Origin of the sequence: Streptomyces sp. NPDC051105 (assembly GCF_040682795.1) — a bacterium.
GTDB lineage: Bacteria > Actinomycetota > Actinomycetes > Streptomycetales > Streptomycetaceae > Streptomyces.
The window spans coordinates 693,448-713,455 of record NZ_JBFBBR010000002.1; the positions used below are offsets into that span (position 1 = coordinate 693,448).

Genomic DNA, 20,008 nt, shown 5'->3' on the forward strand with positions numbered 1-20,008 from the left:
CCCCGGAAAGCGAAATCTTCCGCAAAATGCACCCGTGCCGCCTCGGCTGGCGCCGTGCTTCTTCCGCTACGACGAAAAGGGATTGAAGATGACCAGTGTGGGTGTGCGGCGCTCTCGCCGACTCGGCCGCGGCGGCATGCGCCGCCTGGCTCCTCTCGCTGCCGCAGCCGCGGCAGGAGCCCTGCTGCTCTCCGCCTGCGGGTCGGGGTCCGGCTCGGGCGGGACCTCCAAGTCGCTGACGTTCTGGATCTCCACGGTTCCGGGACAGGACGCGGGCTGGAAGAAGCTGGTGGCGCAGTACAAGAAGGAAGCCGGCGTCAACGTCAAGCTCGTCAACATCCCCTACGACGGCTACCCGACGAAGCTGCACAACGCCGCGCAGGCGAACTCGCTGCCGGATGTTGCCGACGTGCCCGCCCTTGACCCGATCTGGTCGAACAAGCTGATCGACCTCAGCTCCATCGCCAACAACAAGACCAACAAGATCAACGCCAACTTCCTCGCCAAGGACTCGTCCGGGAAGGTGCTGTCCATCCCTTCGGACGTCACCGCGTCCGGCCTGTTCATCAACAAGACGCTGTTCAAGAAGGCCGGCGTCGCCGTCCCGACCTCGCCCTCCAAGACCTGGACCTGGACGGAGTTCATCGCGGCGGCGAACAAGGTCCGGGAGAAGACCGGTGCCAAGTACTCCCTCACGTTCGACCAGTCGCCGTCCCGGCTGCGCGCCATGGTGTACGAGATGGGCGGGCAGTACGTCCACGCGGACTCGTCGGGCAAGTTCTCGGTGGACGCGGCGACCAAGAAGGCCGTGAAGTACTTCGTCGGACTCAACGACGACAAGACCATGCCGAAGTCGGTGTGGACCAGCGGCGCCGACCCGTCGGCCATGTTCCAGAGCGGTGACGTGGTCGCCTACTGGTCCGGTGTGTGGCAGGTCGCCTCCTTCGCGGACAGCATCAAGAAGTTCGACTGGGCGAGCGTCCCGACCCCCGCCCAGCCGGTGCAGGCCAGTGACGTCAACAGCGGCGGCATGATGGTGGGCTTCAACAACAACGGCGCCGCGTCCACCGCCGCGCAGAAGTTCCTGTCCTGGGTGTACGAGCCGAAGCAGTACACCGAGCTGGTCCAGACCTCCGGGTTCCTCCCGGTCGAGAGCGGACTGAACCCGAAGTACCCCTTCACCTCCGAGGCGGCGCAGGCGGCGTTCAAGCTGTACAACGAGGAGATCCCGCTCTACGCCCCGATCTCGGGTTACTTCAACGGCGCGCAGACCAACTGGGTGCTGAAGGGCAAGAGCCTCACCACCGACCCGACCAAGACGGAGCTGGGCAAGGCGATCAACGGCCAGCAGAGCGTCGACAAGGCCCTCCAGAACATCGTGGACGGCTACAACCAGCAGGTCGGCGGCTGATCGTAGGCCCAAGGGCCCGGGCGGCGGGGTCGAGACACCGCCGCCCGGCCCTGGTCGCCCTCGTGAGGCCGGGCTCACGGCGTGAGCCCACCGCAACCCATCCACCAGCACGGAAGTCAGGAAGATGACAAAAAGCGCCGCGGACGTGTCCGTGAGGCAGACCAGGAGACGCAGCACCTACACGCTCGCGCCGCTCGTCCTCATCGCGGCCAATGTCGTGCTCTTCGCGCTGTTCTTCGCGTGGCCGGCGGTGATCGGACTCGTCTACTCCTTCACGAACTACACCGGTGTGGGGGCGTTCCAGTTCATCGGACTGGACAACTACCACAACCTGTTCGGGGACTCCGCCTTCTACGACGCGCTGACCCGGACGCTGCTGTACACCGTCCTCTTCGTTCCGCTGAACTTCGCGCTCTCACTGCTCGCCGCCAACCTGCTGGTGAGCAAGCACGCCAAGGGCGCGTCCGTCGCCCGTGTCATCTTCTTCATCCCGTGGCTGCTGTCGCCCATCGTCGTGGGTGTCCTGTGGCGGTGGCTGTTCGGCGAGAACTTCGGACTGGTCAACTACGTCATCGAGAAGCTCGGCGGCTCCGCCGTTCCGTGGCAGTCGAACGCGGACCTTTCGCTGCTGGTGGTGGTGTTCGCGGCGTCCTGGGCCTGGACGGGCTTCTCGATGCTGCTGTTCATCGCGGCGATCAAGAACGTCCCGGTGTCGTACTACGAGGCGGCCTCGCTGGACGGCGCCGGCCCCTGGCGCCAGTTCATCAGCATCACGCTGCCGAGCATCGCGCCCACCTCGTTCATCGTGATCCTGCTCAACACGATCAACGCGATGAAGGAATACCCGGTGTTCGTCTCCCTCAACAACGGCGGACCCGGAACGTCGAACAACCTGCTTGTCCAGTACATCTACCAGACCGGCTTCCAACGGGGCCAGATCGGCTACGCGAGCGCCGCGTCGTTCGTGCTCATGCTCATCCTGATGGCCGTCGCGATCATCCAGCTGATCGTCAACCGACGGGTGGAGAACCGATGACAACCACAGACATGCCACGCCCGGTCGACGCCGGTCCCGGACGAGCCGTTTCCAAGAAGCGGTCCCGCGGTGCGAGCAGCGGCGGGCTCCGGCGGGCGGTACCCGCGACGACACTGCTGTGGATCATGGCGTGCCTCTACGGGCTGCCGGTGCTGTGGTTCATCCTCAGCTCACTCAAGCCGGCCGGGGACCTGTTCTCCTATCCGCTGACGCTGATTCCGCACCACCCCACCCTGTCGGGTTACTCCCAGGCGTGGCGCAGTGCCAACTTCTCCCAGTACTTCATCAACACGACCATCGTGTGCGTGGTCACGACGATCCTCACGGTGGGCGTCAGCTGCTGCACCGGCTACGCGCTGGCCAAGTACGACAACAGATGGCTCAAGGCGTTCTTCATCTGCATCCTGGCCACCACGATGCTGCCGGGCGAGGTCATGCTCGCCCCCGAGTTCCTCGTGGTCCGCAACCTCGGCCTCTACAACTCCTTCGCCGGCATCATCCTCCCGGCCGTGCTCACCGCGACCGGCTGCTTCATGTTCCGCCAGTTCTTCATCACGGTCCCCGACGAACTCGTGGAAGCCGCACGCATCGACGGCGCCCGCGAACTGTCGATCTTCCTGCGGATCATGGTGCCGCTCTCCCGGCCCATCATGCTGACCCTCGCCATCCTGTCCTTCCAGTGGCGGTGGAACGACTACATCTGGCCGCTGCTGATGCTGAACGACCCCAACAAGTTCACCGTGCAGATCGGCATCCAGAGCATCGTCGGCGCGCAGAACATCAACTGGTCGGTCCTGCTCGGCGCGTCGGTCATCTCCATGATCCCGCTGATCGCCATCTTCCTGGTCTTCCAGCGCTATGTCATGGGTGCCGACATCAACGCCGGACTGAAGGACTGACCGTGCCCACCCCGCTCGACCACGAGTTCGTCCGCGCGGCGGCCGGCGCCGCCGACCGGTCGGCCGCCCCGCCGGCGGCCGACCCCGACGAGGAACCCGCCGGTGTGCCGCACCGTGGTCTGGCGCGGCGGGTGAAGACCCTGATCGCGGCGTACCGTTCCCCGGACTCGGCACTGCACGGCAGCGGACAGGCGGTCGCCGCCGCGATGACCCACCTCCGCGCCCTGCGGGCCGTGCAGACGCCCTCCGGTCTCTTCGCGGGCGGAGACAACGTCCAGTCACCGCCCGACTCCGCGTTCACCGTCAACGACGTGTGCGACGCGTACGTCCTCGCCGCCGACGCGGGGCCGGAACTGCGCGACGTCACGGCCGCGCTCGCCGAGATCGCCGGCTCCGCCACCGCCAGTCTCCTGACCGGTGGCGTGCACACCCCGAACCACCGCTGGGAGCTGAGCGCGGCGCTCGCCCGTCTGCACCGGTCGTTCCCCGACGACCGGCTGCTCGACCGCGTCGAGGAGTGGCTCGCCGAGGGCCTCGACATCGACACGGAGGGCCTGTACTCGGAACGCAGTGCCGTCTACGCGTCCCTCGTGACCAACCCGTCGCTGCTGTTGCTGGCCGAGGTGCTCGGGCGTACCGACCTGCTGGACGCCGTCGAACGCAACCTCGCCACGACCCTGGACCTGATCAGACCGGACGGCACGGTGGAGACCGTCCACTCGCGCCGCCAGGACCAGAAGCTCTCGTTCCCGCTGTGGCCCTACCTGCCGCATTACCGGCTGCTCGCGATCCGCACCGGCCGGGGCGACTTCGCCCGCGCGGCCCGCCTGGCGGCCGCCGACGGCATCGACGACCCCGACCTGCTCGCCCAGACCCTCCTCACTCCGGATCTGTGCCGCGCCCTGCCGGCCCCGGACGCGGAGAAGCTCCCGCGCGACCGGTACCTCCCCACCGCACGCCTCGCCGCACACGTCTCGGCCACCGCGCACACCGTGGTGTACGGCGGCTCCGACGTGCCCGAGCACCGGCGCATCCGCTCGGGCCTCGCCTGCAACCCCACCTTCCTGCGCCTGTTCGCCGGTGCCGCGGTCCTCGACGCGGTCCGCCTCTCGCGGGCGTTCTTCGACCTGGGCCCGTTCCGTGCCGCCGACATGGAACAGCTCGCCGACAACCGGTACCGGCTCACCCAAACCCTGACAACCGCCTACTACCAGCCGCTCCCGAAGGGCCGGAGGCGCGACGACGGCGCCTACCGCCTGGTGGACGAGGGCCGTTTCTCCGCGGCGATGGCCTTCCCCGACCGCCCTCAGGACGAGGTCTCCCACACGACCCGGGTCGAGGTCGACCTGCGGGAGGACGGGGCCGACCTGCGGATCGACATCAGCGGCCCATCGGTGCCCTGGGCCCTCGAACTGACCTTCCGACCGGGAGGCGAGCCGCAGGGCGCCGTACCGCTCGGCGACGGAAGCTGGTGCCTGACGACCGAGCCGCTGACCTACCGCGTCGGCGACGACGAGATCCGCGTCGAGGCCGCCGTCGAGACGGGCGAACCGCTCGCCGGACCGGACCGGAGGGACGTACTGCGCTACGACCCGGGGCAGGACTACACCGTGGTCGGCGGCACCGACGCGACCACCGGGAACCGCGTCTACCTCGGTGGGCAGGGACCGCAGATACTGAGCGTCGCACTCCGCGCCCGCCGCCCCGCACCCGTCTCATGACCCCGACGACCCACACCATGGCCACCTCAGGCATGAAGGGCTGAACCACCAGTGCACCTCCTTCACCAGCGCGGTCCGCTGCACGACCTCCCGGACACCCAGGAGGCCTACGACGCGGTCCTCGCCGACGTCGTCGAGCAGGCCCTGCGCCGCATCACGCCGGACGGCAACCTCGAACACCCCGACTGCTACGACGACATCGGGGACACCTCGCTCGGGATCACGTCCCTGCTCGCCTTCGCGTGGCAGCGCGGCAAGGACCCGCGGCTGCCGGAGGCGGTACGGCGCAGCCTCGCCTTCCACCTCCGCGAGCGCGTCTACACCGTGGACAACCCCGGCTACCCGAACCTGAAGGTCCGCAACTCCGGCCTCCCGTACGCCCGTTACGTCCTGGAAGCGGGCGCGCACCCCATCGGCGACTGGCCGAGCACGGCGTGGGCGCTGCTCCAGGCGGTCACCATCCTCGATGTGACAGACGGGCTCGTCGACGACGAACAGCGCACCGCGCTGGTCGAGTTGGCGCACGGCTACTGGCGCTGGCTGACCGAGGCGACCTTCTTCAACCCGCAGGAAGCCGGTAACCAGGCCATCGGATGCGTCGTCGGCGGCCTGATGCTGGCCCGCCATCTCCCGTCAGCGGAAGGCGAGTCGGTCCGCGCACGCGCGCTCCGTGTGTACGCCGACGAGATCCGCGCCCACCGCGTGAGCGACCGCGGCGCCCTCCTCCCACCCGAGCACGGCGGCGCGTACGACAACAACTACGGCCCGATCTCCCTGTCGTTCCTCGCGCAGGCCCACCTCGTCAGTGGCGAGGACGTCTTCGCCGAGGACGGCGAGGCGCTGGCCCGCTACATCGACGCACGCCTGACCAACGGCGGCTTCGACAACGGTGGCCCGCGCTACAGCGAGCAGCACTCCGCCTTCGAGTCGGTCCTCGGCCTGCGCTACTTCGGCAGCCGTATCGGCGCGGACCTCGGCCGCTACCGGGGCGACAGCCGCTGGGCCAGGCACGCGGTCAAGCCGGACGGGGGAGTGGACGGCCACTTCGCGTGGATGCTGGTTTGGCAGATCCAGGACGCCACGCGCTGGCACCGCACCCCTGCGACGGAGGCGGTCCGCCATCAACTCCGCGCCGGCACCGTGTCGGTGGCCTTCGACAGCAGGATGACTCCGTCAGTGGTCGAGGCCGACGGCACGTACTACCTGCCCGCGGCCGTGAACCGGCAGCACGGCTTCGGCCCGGTGCTCGACGGCTTCCTGCTGTGCCGCCCGATGGGCGAGGTGCGGGTCCGCGACGTCCGCGCCGACGGCCTCACCGCCAAGCTGGTCACCAAGCCGGTCGTGGGCCGCGACCACGTACTGCGCCACGTGCGCTCCCTGTACGTCACGGACGGCACCCGCCTGTGGGTGACGGTGGCCCTGGAGCGCCTCGCCGGAACGCCTTACCTGCTGGCCGGGCTGCCGTACGCGGCGGACGACGGCGACCGGGTGCGCCGCGTCGCCGAGGGCGAGATCGCCGCCGCGGGCGCGCTGCGCCTCACCCACCCCGCACAGCAGGGCCCCGACCACTTCGACGCGCGCGCCGAACTCACCCAGGAGCAGGCCGCCTTCGCGCTCGCCGCCGACCCGCGCGGTTACGGCAACCCGGACGAGGGCTGGCGCCACCTGGTCACCTCCACGGCGTACGAGGCCGAACCGGCGCCGGGCGCACCGCCGCACCTGCATGTGTTCGCCGTACGGTACGGGCCCGGCGGAGACTTCACGCCGTCGTTCGACGGCGATCTGACCATGCACACCGAGGCGTTCACGGCCGTCATCGAGACCGAGGACGCCCACGGCGATCCCGGGCTCGCCCTCACCGGCCGCTGAGTGCTCCGCTGCAAGTGCAGTGAGCCTCCGCCAACTTGACATCACAGGTCAAAGAGCGGGTGTGACCGTTCTCGGGGTGCTCACGCTGGTCGTGGGCGACAGTCTGCGGGTGCGGTCGGCGGCGCCATGGACGGACCGTATCCGCCGCCTCCTGAGCACCCGTCGGTGCGTGTCCAACGGTTTGGTGCGTCACGAAAACCGTGAGCCGTCGGTCGGCCGAGGGGCGGGGCGGATCAGTTGCGCGTGCCGGCCGGTGGGCCGACGACGGTGGTGAGCTGGAGTTTGGTCTCGTCCGCACTGCCCGGCGCGGCGGTCATGATGACGATCTTGAGCTCCGTGTCGCCGTCGGTCAGGACATCGCAGTCCACCGCGACCGGGCCCACCGACGGGTGATCGACCCTCTTGTGGACCTCGCGGTTCGCGGTCACCTCTCCCTTCGCCCACAGCTCGGCGAACCTCTCGTTGCCTGCGTTCAGGTCGCGGACCAGCGCGGCCAGACGGCTGTCCCGGGGGAAGCGGCCGGTGGCGCGGCGCAGATCGGAGACGAGGGCGGCGTCGGCGGTGTCGGGGTCCGTCTCGGTGACCGGCCACAGCGCGAGGGGGGTGTGATCGACGTCCACCGGGAACCTGTCGCGGGCGAAGTTGCGCATCCGCGGCGGCGAGGCCAAGGGGTCTCCCAGCAGGGCGGCCCACCCGTGGTTCCACCACACCAGTTGCCAGTCCGCCGCGAACACGGCCACCGGTACGTCTCCGAGGCGGACGAGTACCCGTTGCATACCGGGCGGGAGATGGTCGCAGATCGTGCCGTCCGCCGGCGGCACGATCTGGGCCAGCCGGTAGAGGTGGTCCCGCTCGGCGGTGGACAGTTGGAGAGCGCGCGCCAGGGACGCCACCACCGACGCCGAGGGTGTCGTGGCCCGCCCCTGCTCCAGGCGCACGACGTAGTCGACCGACACTCCGGCCAGGTCGGCCAGTTCCTCGCGCCGCAGCCCGACAGCCCGGCGCTTGCGGACGACCGGCAGCCCAGCGGCTGACGGGGGCAGCCGGTTCCGCCACGTGCGGATCATCGCGCCCAGTCCAGCTCCGGGGGGTGTCGTCGTCATGCTCTCCATCCTCCCGCGTCCCCGATCACATGCGGGGGCGCGAGGGTGGTACTGGTCTTCCCACCGTCGAAGCGTCCCTGGTCCGGCTCCCTCGTCAAGGCAACTATCGAAGGCATGACGATCACTTTCATCACCGGAGCCAACAAGGGCATCGGCCGCGAGACCGCCCGCCGCCTCATCGCGTGCGGTCACACCGTTCTCCTGGGAGCCCGCGACCGTGAGCGGGGTGAGGAGGCAGCCGCCGCGCTGGGCGCACGCTTCGTCCCCGTCGACGTGACCGACGACGCGTCCGTGGCCGCCGCAGCCGCGGATGTCGCCGAGCACGAGGGCAGGATCGATGTCCTGATCAACAACGCGGGGGTCCAGGGTCCCTTCGGTGATCCCGGCGACCTCACCGCCGCCGACGCCCTCACCGTCCTCGACGTCAACGTCATCGGCGTGGTCCGCACCACCACCGCGTTCCTGCCGCTGCTGCGCCGTTCGGACGACCCCGTGATCATCAACGTCAGCAGCGGCATGGGCTCCCTCGCCTTCACCCACGACCCCGGCCGGTCCGAGTCGCACGTCGTCGTGCCGCTGTACGCCTCCTCGAAGGCGGCGCTGACGATGTTGACCACGCAGTACGCCAAAGGGCTCAAGGGCATTCGCGTCAACGCCGCCGACCCCGGCTACACCGCGACCGACATAAACGGTCACAGCGGCTCCCAGACCGTCACCGAGGGCACGGACGCGATCGTCGCCCTCGCCACCGAGGGGCCCGGTGCCGGCACCGGACGCTTCATCGACCGCCATGGCGAGATCGCCTGGTCCTGAGACCGGCGGTGCCGGGTCACCGGCCCTGAAGAACAGAACGGGCAGAACATCGAGACCGGTCCCGGACAGTGCAGTGCAGCGCGGCCCAGTGCCAATGCCGTGCCGTGCCCTGCCGCGCCGTGGTTCGGCTGCCGCACCGTCGTGGCTGGGCGCGCAGTTCCTCCCCCAGTCTTCGGCCGGGGTACCCCAGCGCCGCTTCGGGGCGCTGCCGAACCGCGCTCAGGTCAGCGTCGGCTCCGGGACCACCAGGTCCGCCCGGTCCCGGGTCGCCGCGACCAGGTCGGCGTTGCGCTGGTCGGTGCCCGCCACCCAGGCCACCGCCTGCTCGTGTCCCTTGCCGAACTCCTCGTGCCGGGCGACCAGCCGCCGTATCCGCTCGGCCTCGTCGATCTCGCAGAACCACACCTCGTCCAGAGCCGTCCGTACCCGCGCCCAGGGATCCTCCGCCAGCAGCAGGTAGTTGCCCTCCGTCACCACCAGCCGGGCCGTCGGCGGCACCGGGATCGCGCCTGCCAGCGGCTGTTCGAGGACCCGCTCGAAGCCCGGCGCGTACACCACCTCGTCGGTGTCCTCGCGCAGCCGCCGCAGCAGCGCCGCGTACCCGGCCGCGTCGAAGGTCGCGGGCGCGCCCTTGCGGTCCCGCAGGCCCAGCCGGTCCAGTTCGGCGTCGGCCAGATGGAAGCCGTCCATGGGCACCTGCGCCACCCACGGTTCGCCGGAGCCGTTCAGCTCGCGCACCAGACGCTCGGCGAGCGTGGACTTGCCGGCTCCCGGGCTGCCGGCGATGCCCAGGATCGCGCGCGGACCGCGTCCGGGGAGTGAACGGGCCCGGTCGAGGAGGTCGTCGAAAGTCAGTGGCACGCAAAAAGTGTGACATCGGGCCCGGGATGTGGTGTGTACCACCCCCTGGAAGGCGTCCGGTGGGGAAGATGCCGGACATGACAGCACTCGGTCTGCCCGACACCATCCAGGCCTGTCTCTTCGATCTCGACGGGGTCGTCACCAAGACCGCCGTCGTGCACGCGGCGGCCTGGAAGGAGACCTTCGACGCGTTCCTGCGCGGCTACGACGGCCAGCGGCCCTTCGACGCGGCCGCCGACTACGACGAGTACGTCGACGGACGCCCTCGCGCCGACGGGGTCCGCGCGTTCCTCGACTCCCGCGGCATCAACCTGCCCGAAGGCACCCCGGACGACCCGCCGGACGCCGCCACGGTGCACGGCCTCGGCAACCGCAAGAACGAACTGCTCCTGGAGAAGATCCGCACCGACGGCGTCGAGGCCTACGACGGCACCCTGCGCTACCTGGAGGCGGTCCGCGCGCAGGGGCTGCGCACCGCGATCGTCTCCTCCAGCGCCAACTGCCGTGACGTGCTGCGTTCGATCGGCGCTGAGCACTTCTTCGACGTCCGTATCGACGGGGTGGTGGCCGCCGAGCGCCATCTCCCCGGAAAGCCGCACCCGGACACCTTCCTGGCCGCCGCCCACGACCTCGGCGTCGAACCCGCCCACGCCGCCGTCTTCGAGGACGCCCTCGCCGGCATGGACGCGGGTCGCGCCGGCCGATTCGGGTACGTCGTCGGCGTGGACCGCGTCGGGCAGACGGACGCCCTGTACGCGCACGGCGCGGACACCGTCGTGAAGGACCTCGCCGAGCTGGGAGGCAAGGAGTGATCACCCACCGGTCGTACGCCGTGGAGCCCTGGGCGGTCCGCGAGACCGACCTCAACCTCGACGTGCTCGCGCAGAGCGAGTCGGTGTTCGCGCTGTCCAACGGACATGTCGGCTGGCGCGGCAACCTCGACGAGGGCGAACCGCACGGCCTGCCCGGGAGCTACCTCAACGGCGTGCACGAGGTGCACCCGCTGCCGTACGCCGAGGCCGGCTACGGCTATCCGGAGTCCGGACAGACCGTCATCAACGTCACCAACGGCAAGATCCTGCGGCTGCTCGTCGACGACGAGCCCTTCGACCTGCGGTACGGCCGGCTGGTCAGCCACGAGCGGGTCCTCGACCTGCGCCGGGGTGTCCTGGAGCGGACCTGCGAGTGGACCTCGCCCGCCGGGTCCACCGTGCGGGTGCGCTCGACCCGGCTGGTGTCGCTGACCCAGCGGGCGGTGGCCGCCGTCGTCTACGAGGTCGAGGCCGTCGACCGGCGCTGCCGGATCGTGATCCAGTCCGAGCTGGTCGCCAACGAGCAACTGCCCGGGGCGAACGGCGACCCGCGCGCCGCGGTGGCGCTGGAGTCCCCGCTGGAGCAGGAGGACGACTTCGCCTCCGGGCGCCGGCTGCGCCTGGTGCACCGCACCCGGCGCAGCGGCCTGCGGGTCGCGGTCGCCGCCGACCACACGGTCGCCGGTCCCGGGCGGACCACCACACAGGCCGAGAGCGACACCGACGTGGCCCGGCTGACCGTCACCTCCGTGCTGGAGCCGGGGGAGCGGCTGCGGGTCGAGAAGTTCGTCGCCCACGGCTGGTCCGGGGTGCGTTCGCTGCCCGCCATGGCCGACCAGGTGGACGCGGCGCTCGCGGCCGCCGCGCACGAGGGCTGGCAGGGGCTCGCCGACGAACAGCGCGGCTACCTGGACGACTACTGGTCCCGCGCCGACGTGGAGGTGGACGGCGACGAGGAGGTCCAGCAGGCCGTCCGCTTCGCCCTCTTCCATGTGCTCCAGGCCGGGGCCCGCGCCGAACAGCGCGCGATACCCGCCAAGGGCCTGACCGGCTCCGGATACGACGGGCACGCCTTCTGGGACACCGAGATGTTCGTGCTGCCCGTCCTCACCCACACCGCCCCGGGCGCCGTCGCCGAGGCGCTGCGCTGGCGCTACAACACCCTGCCCGCCGCCCGTGAACGCGCCACTCAACTCGGCCTGGACGGGGCCGCGTTCCCCTGGCGGACCATCGCCGGCTCGGAGGGCTCGGCGTACTGGCCGGCCGGCACCGCGGCCTTTCACGTCAACGCCGACGTCGCCGACGCGGTGGTCCGTTATGTCGCCGCCACCGGCGACACCGACTTCGAACGGGACACCGGCGTCGAACTCCTCGTGGAGACCGCCCGGCTGTGGCGCTCGCTCGGCCACCACGACAGCCGCGGCGCCTTCCACATAGACGGCGTCACCGGCCCCGACGAGTACAGCGCGGTCGCCGACGACAACACGTACACCAACCTGATGGCCCGGGCGAACCTGCTGGCCGCCGCCGACGCGGTCGAACGCCACCCCCGGCAGGCGGCGCGGCTCGGCGTCGACGCGGAGGAGAGCGCCGCCTGGCGGGACGCCGCCGACTCCGTGCACGTCCCCTACAACCACGAACTCGGCGTCCACGAACAGCACGCCGGGTTCACCCGCTACCAGCGGTGGGACTTCGCGAACACCAGCCCCGAGCAGTACCCGCTGCTGCTGAACTTCCCCTACTTCGACCTCTACCGCAAACAGGTCGTCAAACAGGCCGACCTGGTGCTGGCGATGTACACCTGCGGGCCCTTCTTCGACGAGGAGCACATCGCCCGCAACTTCGCCTACTACGAGCCGCTGACGGTACGCGACTCCTCCCTGTCCGCCTGCTGCCAGGCCGTCGTCGCCGCCCAGGCCGGGCATCTGACGCTGGCCCACGCCTACACCGCCGAGGCCGCGCTGATGGACCTCGACGACCTGGAGCACAACACCCGCGACGGACTGCACATCGCCTCCCTGGCCGGCACCTGGATGGCGCTGGTGGCCGGCTTCGGCGGCATGCGCCACTACGACGACGGCGCCCGGTTCGCGCCCCGGCTGCCGGAGCGGCTGCGCCGGCTCGCCTTCAATCTGCAACTGCGGGGCAGCAGGCTGCGCGTGGAGATCGGCGCCGACAAGGCGACCTACACCCTCCTCGACGGCCCGCCGCTCACCGTCCACCACCACGGGGAGCCGGTCACGGTCAGCACGGACAGCCCGGCGGTGCGGGCGGTGCCACCGGTCCGCCCCGGACCGACCCCGCAGCAACCGCCCCACCGGGCACCGACCCGACCGGCGTGACCTGTAGGCGCCCCGTAAGGGGCGCGGGGAACTGCGCGATCAGCCCCCGTCGACCGGCACTCCGCCACGGCCGTCCGCGGCACCGTCGTGGCTGATCGCGCAGTTCCTCCCCCAGCCTTCGGCCGGGGGTACCCCCAGCGCCCCCAAAAATGGGGCGTTTCACGTGAGCGCGTTGAAAAGGAGCCCCACCAGGTCGCCCGTCGCGTCCGCCGCGAACAGCGCCGCCAGTGCGCCCAGTGCGAGTACGGCCGCGGCGGCCGGCCACAGGGAGGGCGGCGGGCTGGTCTGGAGCGCCGCGACCCGGCGGGTGACCGCGCGGTCCGTGAAGTTGAGGGCGCAGGACGGGCGGGCTTGGCCCGCGCTGAGGGCGGCGCGGGCCAGAGCGCGGGCCGTGGTCACCCGGTCCCCGACCTCCGTCGCCGCCTGCTCGTCAGCCCACCGCTCCACCAGGAAGGTCACGGCCGCACGGACCGGTCCGAGCAGCGGGTTGGCGGCCGCGGCGAGCGTCATCGCTGTCACGAGGCGGCCGTGCCGGTGCCTGAGATGGGCCCGCTCATGGGCCAGCAGCACCCGCCGCTCCGCCGGTGCCAGCGCGCTCAGCATCGCCGAGGTGACCAGGATCCGGCCCGGCCGGCCCGGGATCGCGAACGCCTCCGGCATCTCGCTGGCGGCCACCACCAGCTCGGTGTCTCCCGGATGCCCCTCGCACAGCCGGCGCAGCGCCCGCCGGGTCCGGCGCTCGGCGCGCACCGCCCGCTGCACCCGCCACACCACCACGGCCAGCGTGAGGCAGGCGGCGACGCCGATCACCTCGGGCACCGGGTCGGTCAGCGGGCGGCCGTCCTCGCGGGCCTCCCGGATCACCGGCGGGGCATCGCCCAGCAGGGCGGTCGTCAGCAGCACCAGGGACCAGGTGGTCGCGGCGGCGGTGAGCACGGCGGCGGAGGTCAGCACACGCGCCGCCAGGGCCGGGGCCACCCGCCGGCCGATCACCGCGCTGACCGACGGCAGCAGCAGGGAGACCAGCAGCGGGGTGTAGACGTCGAACCTCATGCCGCGCCCTCGGCGAACAGATCGCGCAGCGCCCGCTCCTCCTCCGCGCTCAGCCCGGACACGAACTGCTGCAGGGCGGCGATCGGGTCGGGCCCCCGGTCCAGGGCCTCGTGCATGGCCTCGGCGGTCAGCTCGGCCGCGTTCTTCGCCGGCCGGTAGGCACCGCGCCGCCCGTCGGCGTCCCGCAGCACCAGTCCTTTGTCGTACAGCCGCTTGAGGATGGTGTGGACAGTGTTGTACGCCAGTCCGCCGCCGATCTCGGACTGGATCTCCGCCGGGGTCAACGAGCGTTCGGTCGCCCACAGGGCTGCCAGCACTTCACTCTCCAGCTCTCCGGCGCTGCGCCGCTCCGCCCTGCCGCGGGACCCTGTGCCAGCCATGGCCCAACCTTACAGCGCGTAGTGCCGCCGTTCGTATGGACGTACCTGCGCGGCCTACGTCGGTAATTGCGATTAATTTGTCAGTGTTTGTCCCTGAAGCCCAAGAACGGTCCTGCGAGCTGTAGGGGAACAGGGGTGGGTGCCGCCATGGTCCCGAACGTGAACGCCACGCCCGTCGCGGGCCGCCGGGGCGTCTACTGGCAGACCGCTCTCTGCCTCGCCCTGCTGGCCGGAGCGGGCTGGCTGCTCCGCCGGCACTGGCCGACCGTGGAGCACGGGGCGCTCCGGCTCGCCGTCGCCGACCAGGGCTGGCTGCTCGTGGCGGCCCTGGCGGCGATGGGAACCTGGGCCTCCTCGGCCCTCGCCCAGCAGGGCGCGGTCGCCCGCCGGCTGCCGGGTGGACGCCTGGTCGCGGCGCAGTTCGCCGCCTCGGCCGCCAACCATCTGCTGCCCGCCGGGCTCGGCGCGGGCGCGGTGAACCTGCGTTTCCTGATGCGCTGCGGACTCCCGGCCGGCCGCGGTGCGTCGGCCCTCGCGGTCAAGGCGGCCGCCGGTGCCGTGGTCCGCCTGGTCCTGATCGCCGTCCTCGCCCCCGCCTGTCCGGGGCTGCTGCGGATCCCGCACCTGTCCGTCGGCGCGCTCCTCGCCGTGACCGCCGCGGCCGGCCTGCTCGTCGTCCTGACCCGGGCCCGGGTGTGGGCCCGCTGTCGGGGTGCGGTGACCGCCGTGGCCGCCGACATCCGGGCCCTGCACGCCCGCCCCGTCCGCGCGGCCGCGCTATGGGGCGGCTCCCTCGCCTTCGCGGGGCTGCACGCCCTGGTCCTGATCGCCGTGACCCGGGCGGTCGAACTCCCGCTGTCCCCGCCCCGGGTGGCGCTGCTCTACCTAGCCGCCAGCGGCGCCGCCGCGCTGCTGCCCACCCCGGGCGGCCTCGGCTCGCTCGACGCGGCCCTCGCCGTCGCCCTGACCGCCTCCGGAGCCCCGCCCGCCGCGGCCGCCTCCGCCGTGCTCGGCTACCGACTGCTGACCGTGTGGCTGCCGCTGCTGCCGGGCCTGTTGGTGCTCGGGCTGCTGGTCCGGCGCCGGGCGCTGTGACCGGGCGGCCCGCACCGGGCAGGGATGTCGGGCCCCGGACTCAACCGCCGCCCCTCCCGCCGCTCTCCGCCGCCGGACTCTCCGACAGATCGCCCGGGGTTCCCGGATCCGGCATCCAACGGGCGGCCACGCACCAGCAGATCCCGAGCCAGCCGACCGCGAACAGCCAGCCGCCGACCACATCCGTGCACCAGTGCACGCCGAGGAACACCCGGGTGGCCCCGACGGCGAGCCCCCAGCAGGAGACGGCCACGCACCACGCCGTACGGCCGCGCGGCGCCCGAATGCACAGCGCGAGCACCAGCAGCCCGGCGGCCAGTGCGGACGTCGTGCTGTGGCCGGACGGGAACGACCAACCGGAGGCATGCGCCTGCCAGTCGGCCTGCGGCGGCCGGGCCCGGGCGATCAGCTCCAGCACGCCGAACCGGGCCGCCTGGCCCAGGGCCAGGCAGGTCACGCAGAGCAGGGCGGCGGCCGGCCACCACCGCGGGGTGCGGGCCGCGAGCACCCCGGCCAGCACGGCCAGGGCGTACGGCACGACCCCGGTGCCGGTCGCGGTGAGCCCCCGGGCCACGGCCACTGCCACGTCCGGGCGGTGACCGAGGGACCACGCCAGCAGGGCGCGGTCAACGGCGAGCGGGGCGCCGTGGTGGCCGGCCACGACCAGGGCCAGCACGGTGAACCCCGTCCAGGCGCCGAGGCCGACGCTCGCCGCGTACGCCGCGGTCCTCTTGTGGTTCATGACCCCGGTGACGGCCTTTCCTGCCCGATGACGGTCTACTGGAATGTAGACGATCGTCGGCCGACCTGTGTTCCCGGGCGCGCGAGTCCGGACGCGCTCGCGACTTTTGCCGCACCATTGCCGGTTCATGACCGACTGACTACACGGGTGTAGTCATCATGGTCGGCGGAAGTAAGGCATGCCTTCACTAAGTTCGAGCCAAGGGGCGGGGACGGGCCTGCCGGGGGAGGGCTGCGGCGGATGTGGGACGACGCGTTTCCGAGTTTCCTGATCGGACTGAGGGAGGGCCTTGAGGCCGGCCTGATCGTCTCGATCCTCGTCGCCACCCTGGTGCGGGCCGGCGCCCGGAACCGGCTGCCGCAGGTCTGGACGGGTGTCCTCGCGGCGATCGCGCTGGCGATGAGCTTCGGCGCGGTCCTCACCTTCACCGCCGCCTCCCTTTCCGCGACCGCGCAGGAGGCCTTCGGCGGGACCCTCAGCGTGATCGCGGTCGCCTTCGTCACCGCGATGGTCTTCTGGATGCGCCGCTCGGCCCGCAGCCTCTCCGGCGAGATCAAGGAGAAGGTGACCGGCGCCCTGGCCATGGGCTCGGGCGTGCTGGTCGTCACCTCGTTCCTCGCCGTCGGCCGCGAGGGCCTGGAGACCGCGCTGTTCCTGTGGACGACCGCCCAGGCGGCCGGCGAGTCCGCGGGCCCGCTGACCGGCGCCGGGATCGGCCTGGTCCTGGCGGCGGCCCTGTGCTGGGGCCTGTACCGCCGCGTCCTGAAGATCAACCTGACGAGGTTCTTCACCTACACCGGCGCCGTCCTCATCGTCATCGCGGCCGGCGTCCTCGGCTACGGGCTGCGGGACCTCCAGGAGGGCGGGGTCTTCCCGGGCCGGACGTCCTACGTCCTCGACCTGAGCGGCAGCATCGACGCCGGCTCCTGGTACAGCACGCTCCTCCAGGGCGTTCTGAACATCACTCCGGCCATGACCTGGCTCCAGGTGATCGGCTACGTCGGCTATCTCGCGGTCGTGATGACCCTGTTCGTACGCGGTGTGCGCACTGGCGCGCCGAAGCGGGCCGTCGGCGAGACTGCAGGGGCAGGGGCAGGGGCAGGGGCAGGGGCAGGGGCAGGGGCGGGGTCGGTCGCCGACGCCCCCGAGCCGCAGTCGGCAGCCGAAGAGTCAGCGCCGCAGGGCGGGCGGGCTTCCGTCGTGGGGGGCTCGGAGCCGCCGGCCGCTGTCGGCGGGCCGCAGCCGCAGGCCCAGTCGGCCTACGGCGCCGGCCGCCCCGGGCCGCAGTCCGTGAGGGCGCCGCGTCGTCGGCCCGGCTGGGTGATCCCCGTCGCCGTGGTCGCCGTCCCGGCCGTGGTCGCCGGACTCGTCGTCGCCCTCGCCCGGCCCAAGGCCACGGGCGGTGAGATCGTCGCCGTCTCCGAGACCGAGTGCGGCAGGGGCTTCACCGCGCCCGAGCCAGGCCGGCAGACCTTCCAGATGCGGAACACCGGCAGCAAGACCGCCGAGGTGTACTTGATCGACCCGAGCAGCAACGCGGTCTACGGCGAGGTCGAGGGCCTCGCCCCCGGCACCACCCGCGCCCTGGTCGCCACCGTCGCCGGCGGCACCTACGCCTGGCGCTGCGTCCCCTCCGGCGGCAGGGCCGTCACCTCCGCGTCGGTCACGGTCACCGGGGGCAAAAGCGGCGTCCAGGCGGTCGTACCGGTCTCCGGGCAGGACCTCGCCGCGCCCCTGAAGGCCTACAAGGCGTACGTCGAGCAGGGGCTGGCCACCCTCGTCGCCCAGACCCGCACCCTCGACGCCGACATCGCGGGCAACCACCTCGCCCAGGCCCGCACCGACTGGCTGACCGCCCACCTCACCTACTCCTCCCTCGGCGCCGCCTACGGCACCTTCGAGGACTTCGACAAGAAGATCAATGGCCGCGCCGACGGCCTCCCGGGCGGGGTCGCCGACCAGGACTTCGCCGGGTTCCACCGGGTCGAGTACGGGCTGTGGCACGGACAGTCCGCCGATGGGCTGAAGGCTCCCGCCCAGGCGCTCGCCGACGCGGCGGCCGGGCTCCAGAAGGCGTTCCCCGCCCAGGACTTCGATCCGGACGACCTGCCGCTGCGCGCCCACGAGATCCTGGAGAACACCCTCCAGTTCGAGCTGACCGCCGACACCGACGAGGGCAGCGGCACCAACCTCGCCACCGCGAACGCCAACCTGGCCGGCACCCGCGAGCTGCTCACCGTGCTGCGGCCGCTGCTGACCACCCGCGCGCCGAAGCTGCTGCCGGCCGTCGACGCGGACATCGCCCGGCTGCAGAAGCTCCTGGACGCCGAGCACCGGGGCGCGAGCTGGACCCCGGTCGAGCAGCTCGACACCGTCACCCGGCAGCGGATCACCGGCGCCACCGGACAGCTCCTGGAGGACCTCGCCCCGGTGCCGGACCTCCTGGAGATCAGGAAGTCCGCCTGATGAACCCCGCACAGCACCCGCACCCGTACGACGAAGGGAACCCTCCGATGTCCGCTGCCGAGACCCCGTCCTGCCCGATGGGCGCGGGCCGCCGTTCCTTCGTGCGGACGGCGCTGGGCGCCGGCGCCGCGGGCGCGGTCCTGGCCGGCGGCGGCTTCGCGCTCGGCCAGGCCGGCGGCACCGCGGAGGCCGCGGCCGGCGACGCGAGCGGCACCGCCAGGGTGCCCTTCCACGGCACCCACCAGGCCGGCATCCTCACCCCCGCCCCGGCCGCCGCCACCTTCGTCTCCCTGGACGTCATCGCCGACACCCGGCAGGACCTCGCCGACCTGCTGAGGACGATCACCGAGCGGGCCCGCTTCCTCACCGCCGGCGGCACCCCCACCGACCTCGGCGTCGGCGCGCCGCCCTCCGACAACGGCATCCTCGGTCCCGAGGTCCCCTCCGACGCGCTGACCGTCACCGTCGGCGTCGGAGCCTCCCTCTTCGACGACCGCTACGGCCTGGCGAAGGCCAGGCCGGCCCGGCTGACGCCGATGCGGACCTTCCCGAACGACAACCTGAGGCCCGCCGAGTGCCACGGCGATCTCTCACTGCAGATCTGCGCCGACAGCCAGGACACCGTGCTGCACGCGCTCCGCGACATCGCCAAGCACACCCGCGGTGCCATGCAGATCAAGTGGCGCGTGGACGGCTTCCAGAACGCTCCGCGCCCCACCGGCGCCCAGCGCAATCTGCTCGGCTTCAAGGACGGCATCGCCAACCCGGACGTGAACTCTGCCAGGGAGACCAGCCGGCTGATCTGGGTCGGCGAGGGCCAGGGCGAGCCCGCCTGGACGGCGGGGGGCAGCTACCAGGTGATCCGGATCATCCGGATGCTGGTCGAGTTCTGGGACCGGGTCTCGCTGAGCGAGCAGGAGCTGATGTTCGGCCGCCGCAAGGACACCGGTGCCCCGCTGGACGGCGCCAAGGAGACCGACATCCCGCACTACGCCAAGGACCCGCAAGGCAACGCGATCCCGCTGGACGCCCACATCCGGCTCGCCAACCCGCGCACCGCCAGGACCGACAGCTCCCGCATCCTGCGCCGCGGCTACAACTACGACCGGGGCGTCGACAGCGTCGGCAACCTCGACATGGGCCTGGTCTTCTGCTGCTACCAGCAGGACGTCCGGCGCCAGTTCGAGGCCACCCAGACCCGGCTGATCGACGAGCCCCTCGTCGACTACATCTCCCCGACCGGCGGCGGCTACTTCTTCGCCCTGCCCGGCGTGAAGAACGGCAAGGACTGGCTGGGCAGCGGGCTGCTGGCCGCCTGAGACGCCGTGCCTTCCCTTTGCCTTCTCATGGGAAAGGCCTGTCATCGCCTTTAGTGCGAACGATTTGCAAGTACGGGAGGATGACA

General features: G+C 71.6%; 16 protein-coding genes. 11 read left to right on the forward strand and 5 right to left on the reverse strand.

From position 1 onward, the window contains the following. Window positions 1-88 precede the first annotated feature (88 nt). The 5 genes from AB0N16_RS07090 to AB0N16_RS07110 all read left to right on the forward strand — a co-directional run bounded on the left by AB0N16_RS07090 (window position 89) and on the right by AB0N16_RS07110 (window position 6,936). Window positions 89-1,411, forward strand: a complete 1,323-nt coding sequence (locus AB0N16_RS07090; RefSeq protein WP_365793874.1) for an extracellular solute-binding protein — start codon at window positions 89-91, stop codon at window positions 1,409-1,411. Between the two features lie 124 nt (window positions 1,412-1,535). After that, window positions 1,536-2,447, forward strand: coding sequence for a sugar ABC transporter permease (locus AB0N16_RS07095; RefSeq protein WP_365793876.1), 912 nt, complete (start codon window positions 1,536-1,538; stop codon window positions 2,445-2,447). Then, the gene (locus tag AB0N16_RS07100; RefSeq protein ID WP_365793878.1) at window positions 2,444-3,346 is read left to right on the forward strand and encodes a carbohydrate ABC transporter permease; all 903 of its coding nucleotides are present in this window, start codon (window positions 2,444-2,446) and stop codon (window positions 3,344-3,346) included. Before AB0N16_RS07095 ends, AB0N16_RS07100 begins: the two co-directional genes overlap by 4 nt. A 2-nt stretch (window positions 3,347-3,348) precedes the next feature. Beyond that, a complete protein-coding gene (locus tag AB0N16_RS07105; RefSeq protein ID WP_365793880.1) occupies window positions 3,349-5,067 on the forward strand; it encodes a hypothetical protein in 1,719 nt (572 codons plus the stop codon). Window positions 5,068-5,118: 51 nt separating this feature from the next. Next, window positions 5,119-6,936, forward strand: a complete 1,818-nt coding sequence (locus tag AB0N16_RS07110; RefSeq protein ID WP_365793882.1) for a hypothetical protein — start codon at window positions 5,119-5,121, stop codon at window positions 6,934-6,936. 233 nt (window positions 6,937-7,169) lie between these two features. Here the strand turns inward: AB0N16_RS07110 and AB0N16_RS07115 are convergent, their stop codons facing one another. Further along, window positions 7,170-8,039 carry a helix-turn-helix transcriptional regulator gene (locus tag AB0N16_RS07115; protein WP_365793884.1) on the reverse strand — a complete coding sequence of 290 codons (870 nt, stop codon included), beginning with the start codon at window positions 8,037-8,039 and terminating at the stop codon, window positions 7,170-7,172. A gap of 114 nt (window positions 8,040-8,153) precedes the next feature. Here AB0N16_RS07115 and AB0N16_RS07120 point away from each other — a divergent pair, with 114 nt between their 5' ends. Next, the gene (locus AB0N16_RS07120; RefSeq protein WP_365793886.1) at window positions 8,154-8,852 is read left to right on the forward strand and encodes an SDR family NAD(P)-dependent oxidoreductase; all 699 of its coding nucleotides are present in this window, start codon (window positions 8,154-8,156) and stop codon (window positions 8,850-8,852) included. A 219-nt stretch (window positions 8,853-9,071) separates the two neighbouring features. Here AB0N16_RS07120 and AB0N16_RS07125 read toward each other — a convergent pair whose 3' ends face one another. Further along, the gene (locus AB0N16_RS07125; RefSeq protein ID WP_365793888.1) at window positions 9,072-9,713 is read right to left on the reverse strand and encodes a nucleoside/nucleotide kinase family protein; all 642 of its coding nucleotides are present in this window, start codon (window positions 9,711-9,713) and stop codon (window positions 9,072-9,074) included. Between the two features lie 77 nt (window positions 9,714-9,790). On the opposite strand from AB0N16_RS07125, the gene AB0N16_RS07130 reads away from it, so the two are divergent. Together AB0N16_RS07130 and AB0N16_RS07135 are read left to right on the forward strand one after the other, a co-directional pair. Further along, window positions 9,791-10,525: a beta-phosphoglucomutase family hydrolase gene (locus AB0N16_RS07130; RefSeq protein WP_365793890.1), complete on the forward strand. Its 735-nt coding sequence runs from the start codon at window positions 9,791-9,793 to the stop codon at window positions 10,523-10,525. Further along, complete coding sequence (locus AB0N16_RS07135; protein ID WP_365793892.1) at window positions 10,522-12,867, forward strand: glycosyl hydrolase family 65 protein; 2,346 nt, start codon at window positions 10,522-10,524, stop codon at window positions 12,865-12,867. Before AB0N16_RS07130 ends, AB0N16_RS07135 begins: the two co-directional genes overlap by 4 nt. Before the next feature lie 159 nt (window positions 12,868-13,026). Here AB0N16_RS07135 and AB0N16_RS07140 read toward each other — a convergent pair whose 3' ends face one another. Both AB0N16_RS07140 and AB0N16_RS07145 read right to left on the reverse strand, forming a co-directional pair. Further along, a complete protein-coding gene (locus tag AB0N16_RS07140) occupies window positions 13,027-13,920 on the reverse strand; it encodes a M56 family metallopeptidase (protein WP_365793894.1) in 894 nt (297 codons plus the stop codon). Beyond that, the gene (locus AB0N16_RS07145; RefSeq protein ID WP_365793896.1) at window positions 13,917-14,300 is read right to left on the reverse strand and encodes a BlaI/MecI/CopY family transcriptional regulator; all 384 of its coding nucleotides are present in this window, start codon (window positions 14,298-14,300) and stop codon (window positions 13,917-13,919) included. The genes AB0N16_RS07140 and AB0N16_RS07145 overlap by 4 nt, the downstream gene beginning before the upstream one ends. Before the next feature lie 147 nt (window positions 14,301-14,447). Between AB0N16_RS07145 and AB0N16_RS07150 the strand changes: the two genes are divergently transcribed. Beyond that, the gene (locus AB0N16_RS07150) at window positions 14,448-15,395 is read left to right on the forward strand and encodes a lysylphosphatidylglycerol synthase domain-containing protein (RefSeq protein WP_365793898.1); all 948 of its coding nucleotides are present in this window, start codon (window positions 14,448-14,450) and stop codon (window positions 15,393-15,395) included. A gap of 40 nt (window positions 15,396-15,435) precedes the next feature. Here the strand turns inward: AB0N16_RS07150 and AB0N16_RS07155 are convergent, their stop codons facing one another. Further along, on the reverse strand, window positions 15,436-16,137 hold the full coding sequence (locus AB0N16_RS07155) for a phosphatase PAP2 family protein (protein ID WP_365793900.1): 702 nt from the start codon (window positions 16,135-16,137) through the stop codon (window positions 15,436-15,438). 240 nt (window positions 16,138-16,377) lie between these two features. Between AB0N16_RS07155 and efeU the strand changes: the two genes are divergently transcribed. Continuing rightward, complete coding sequence (efeU, locus tag AB0N16_RS07160; RefSeq protein ID WP_365793902.1) at window positions 16,378-18,603, forward strand: iron uptake transporter permease EfeU; 2,226 nt, start codon at window positions 16,378-16,380, stop codon at window positions 18,601-18,603. A gap of 47 nt (window positions 18,604-18,650) precedes the next feature. After that, window positions 18,651-19,922: an iron uptake transporter deferrochelatase/peroxidase subunit gene (gene efeB, locus AB0N16_RS07165; RefSeq protein WP_365793904.1), complete on the forward strand. Its 1,272-nt coding sequence runs from the start codon at window positions 18,651-18,653 to the stop codon at window positions 19,920-19,922. Window positions 19,923-20,008 lie beyond the last annotated feature (86 nt).

What these genes read in the sequence shown, in the direction of transcription:
- AB0N16_RS07100 (WP_365793878.1), top strand. Translation starts at nt 2,444, where the DNA reads ATGACAACCACAGACATGCCACGCCCGGTCGACGCCGGTCCCGGACGA.
- AB0N16_RS07120 (WP_365793886.1), top strand. Translation starts at nt 8,154, where the DNA reads ATGACGATCACTTTCATCACCGGAGCCAACAAGGGCATCGGCCGCGAG.
- AB0N16_RS07130 (WP_365793890.1), top strand. Translation starts at nt 9,791, where the DNA reads ATGACAGCACTCGGTCTGCCCGACACCATCCAGGCCTGTCTCTTCGAT.
- AB0N16_RS07095 (WP_365793876.1), top strand. Translation starts at nt 1,536, where the DNA reads ATGACAAAAAGCGCCGCGGACGTGTCCGTGAGGCAGACCAGGAGACGC.
- AB0N16_RS07150 (WP_365793898.1), top strand. Translation starts at nt 14,448, where the DNA reads ATGGTCCCGAACGTGAACGCCACGCCCGTCGCGGGCCGCCGGGGCGTC.
- AB0N16_RS07155 (WP_365793900.1), bottom strand. Translation starts at nt 16,137, where the DNA reads ATGAACCACAAGAGGACCGCGGCGTACGCGGCGAGCGTCGGCCTCGGC.
- AB0N16_RS07115 (WP_365793884.1), bottom strand. Translation starts at nt 8,039, where the DNA reads ATGACGACGACACCCCCCGGAGCTGGACTGGGCGCGATGATCCGCACG.
- AB0N16_RS07090 (WP_365793874.1), top strand. Translation starts at nt 89, where the DNA reads ATGACCAGTGTGGGTGTGCGGCGCTCTCGCCGACTCGGCCGCGGCGGC.
- AB0N16_RS07140 (WP_365793894.1), bottom strand. Translation starts at nt 13,920, where the DNA reads ATGAGGTTCGACGTCTACACCCCGCTGCTGGTCTCCCTGCTGCTGCCG.
- efeU (WP_365793902.1), top strand. Translation starts at nt 16,378, where the DNA reads ATGTGGGACGACGCGTTTCCGAGTTTCCTGATCGGACTGAGGGAGGGC.
- efeB (WP_365793904.1), top strand. Translation starts at nt 18,651, where the DNA reads ATGTCCGCTGCCGAGACCCCGTCCTGCCCGATGGGCGCGGGCCGCCGT.
- AB0N16_RS07145 (WP_365793896.1), bottom strand. Translation starts at nt 14,300, where the DNA reads ATGGCTGGCACAGGGTCCCGCGGCAGGGCGGAGCGGCGCAGCGCCGGA.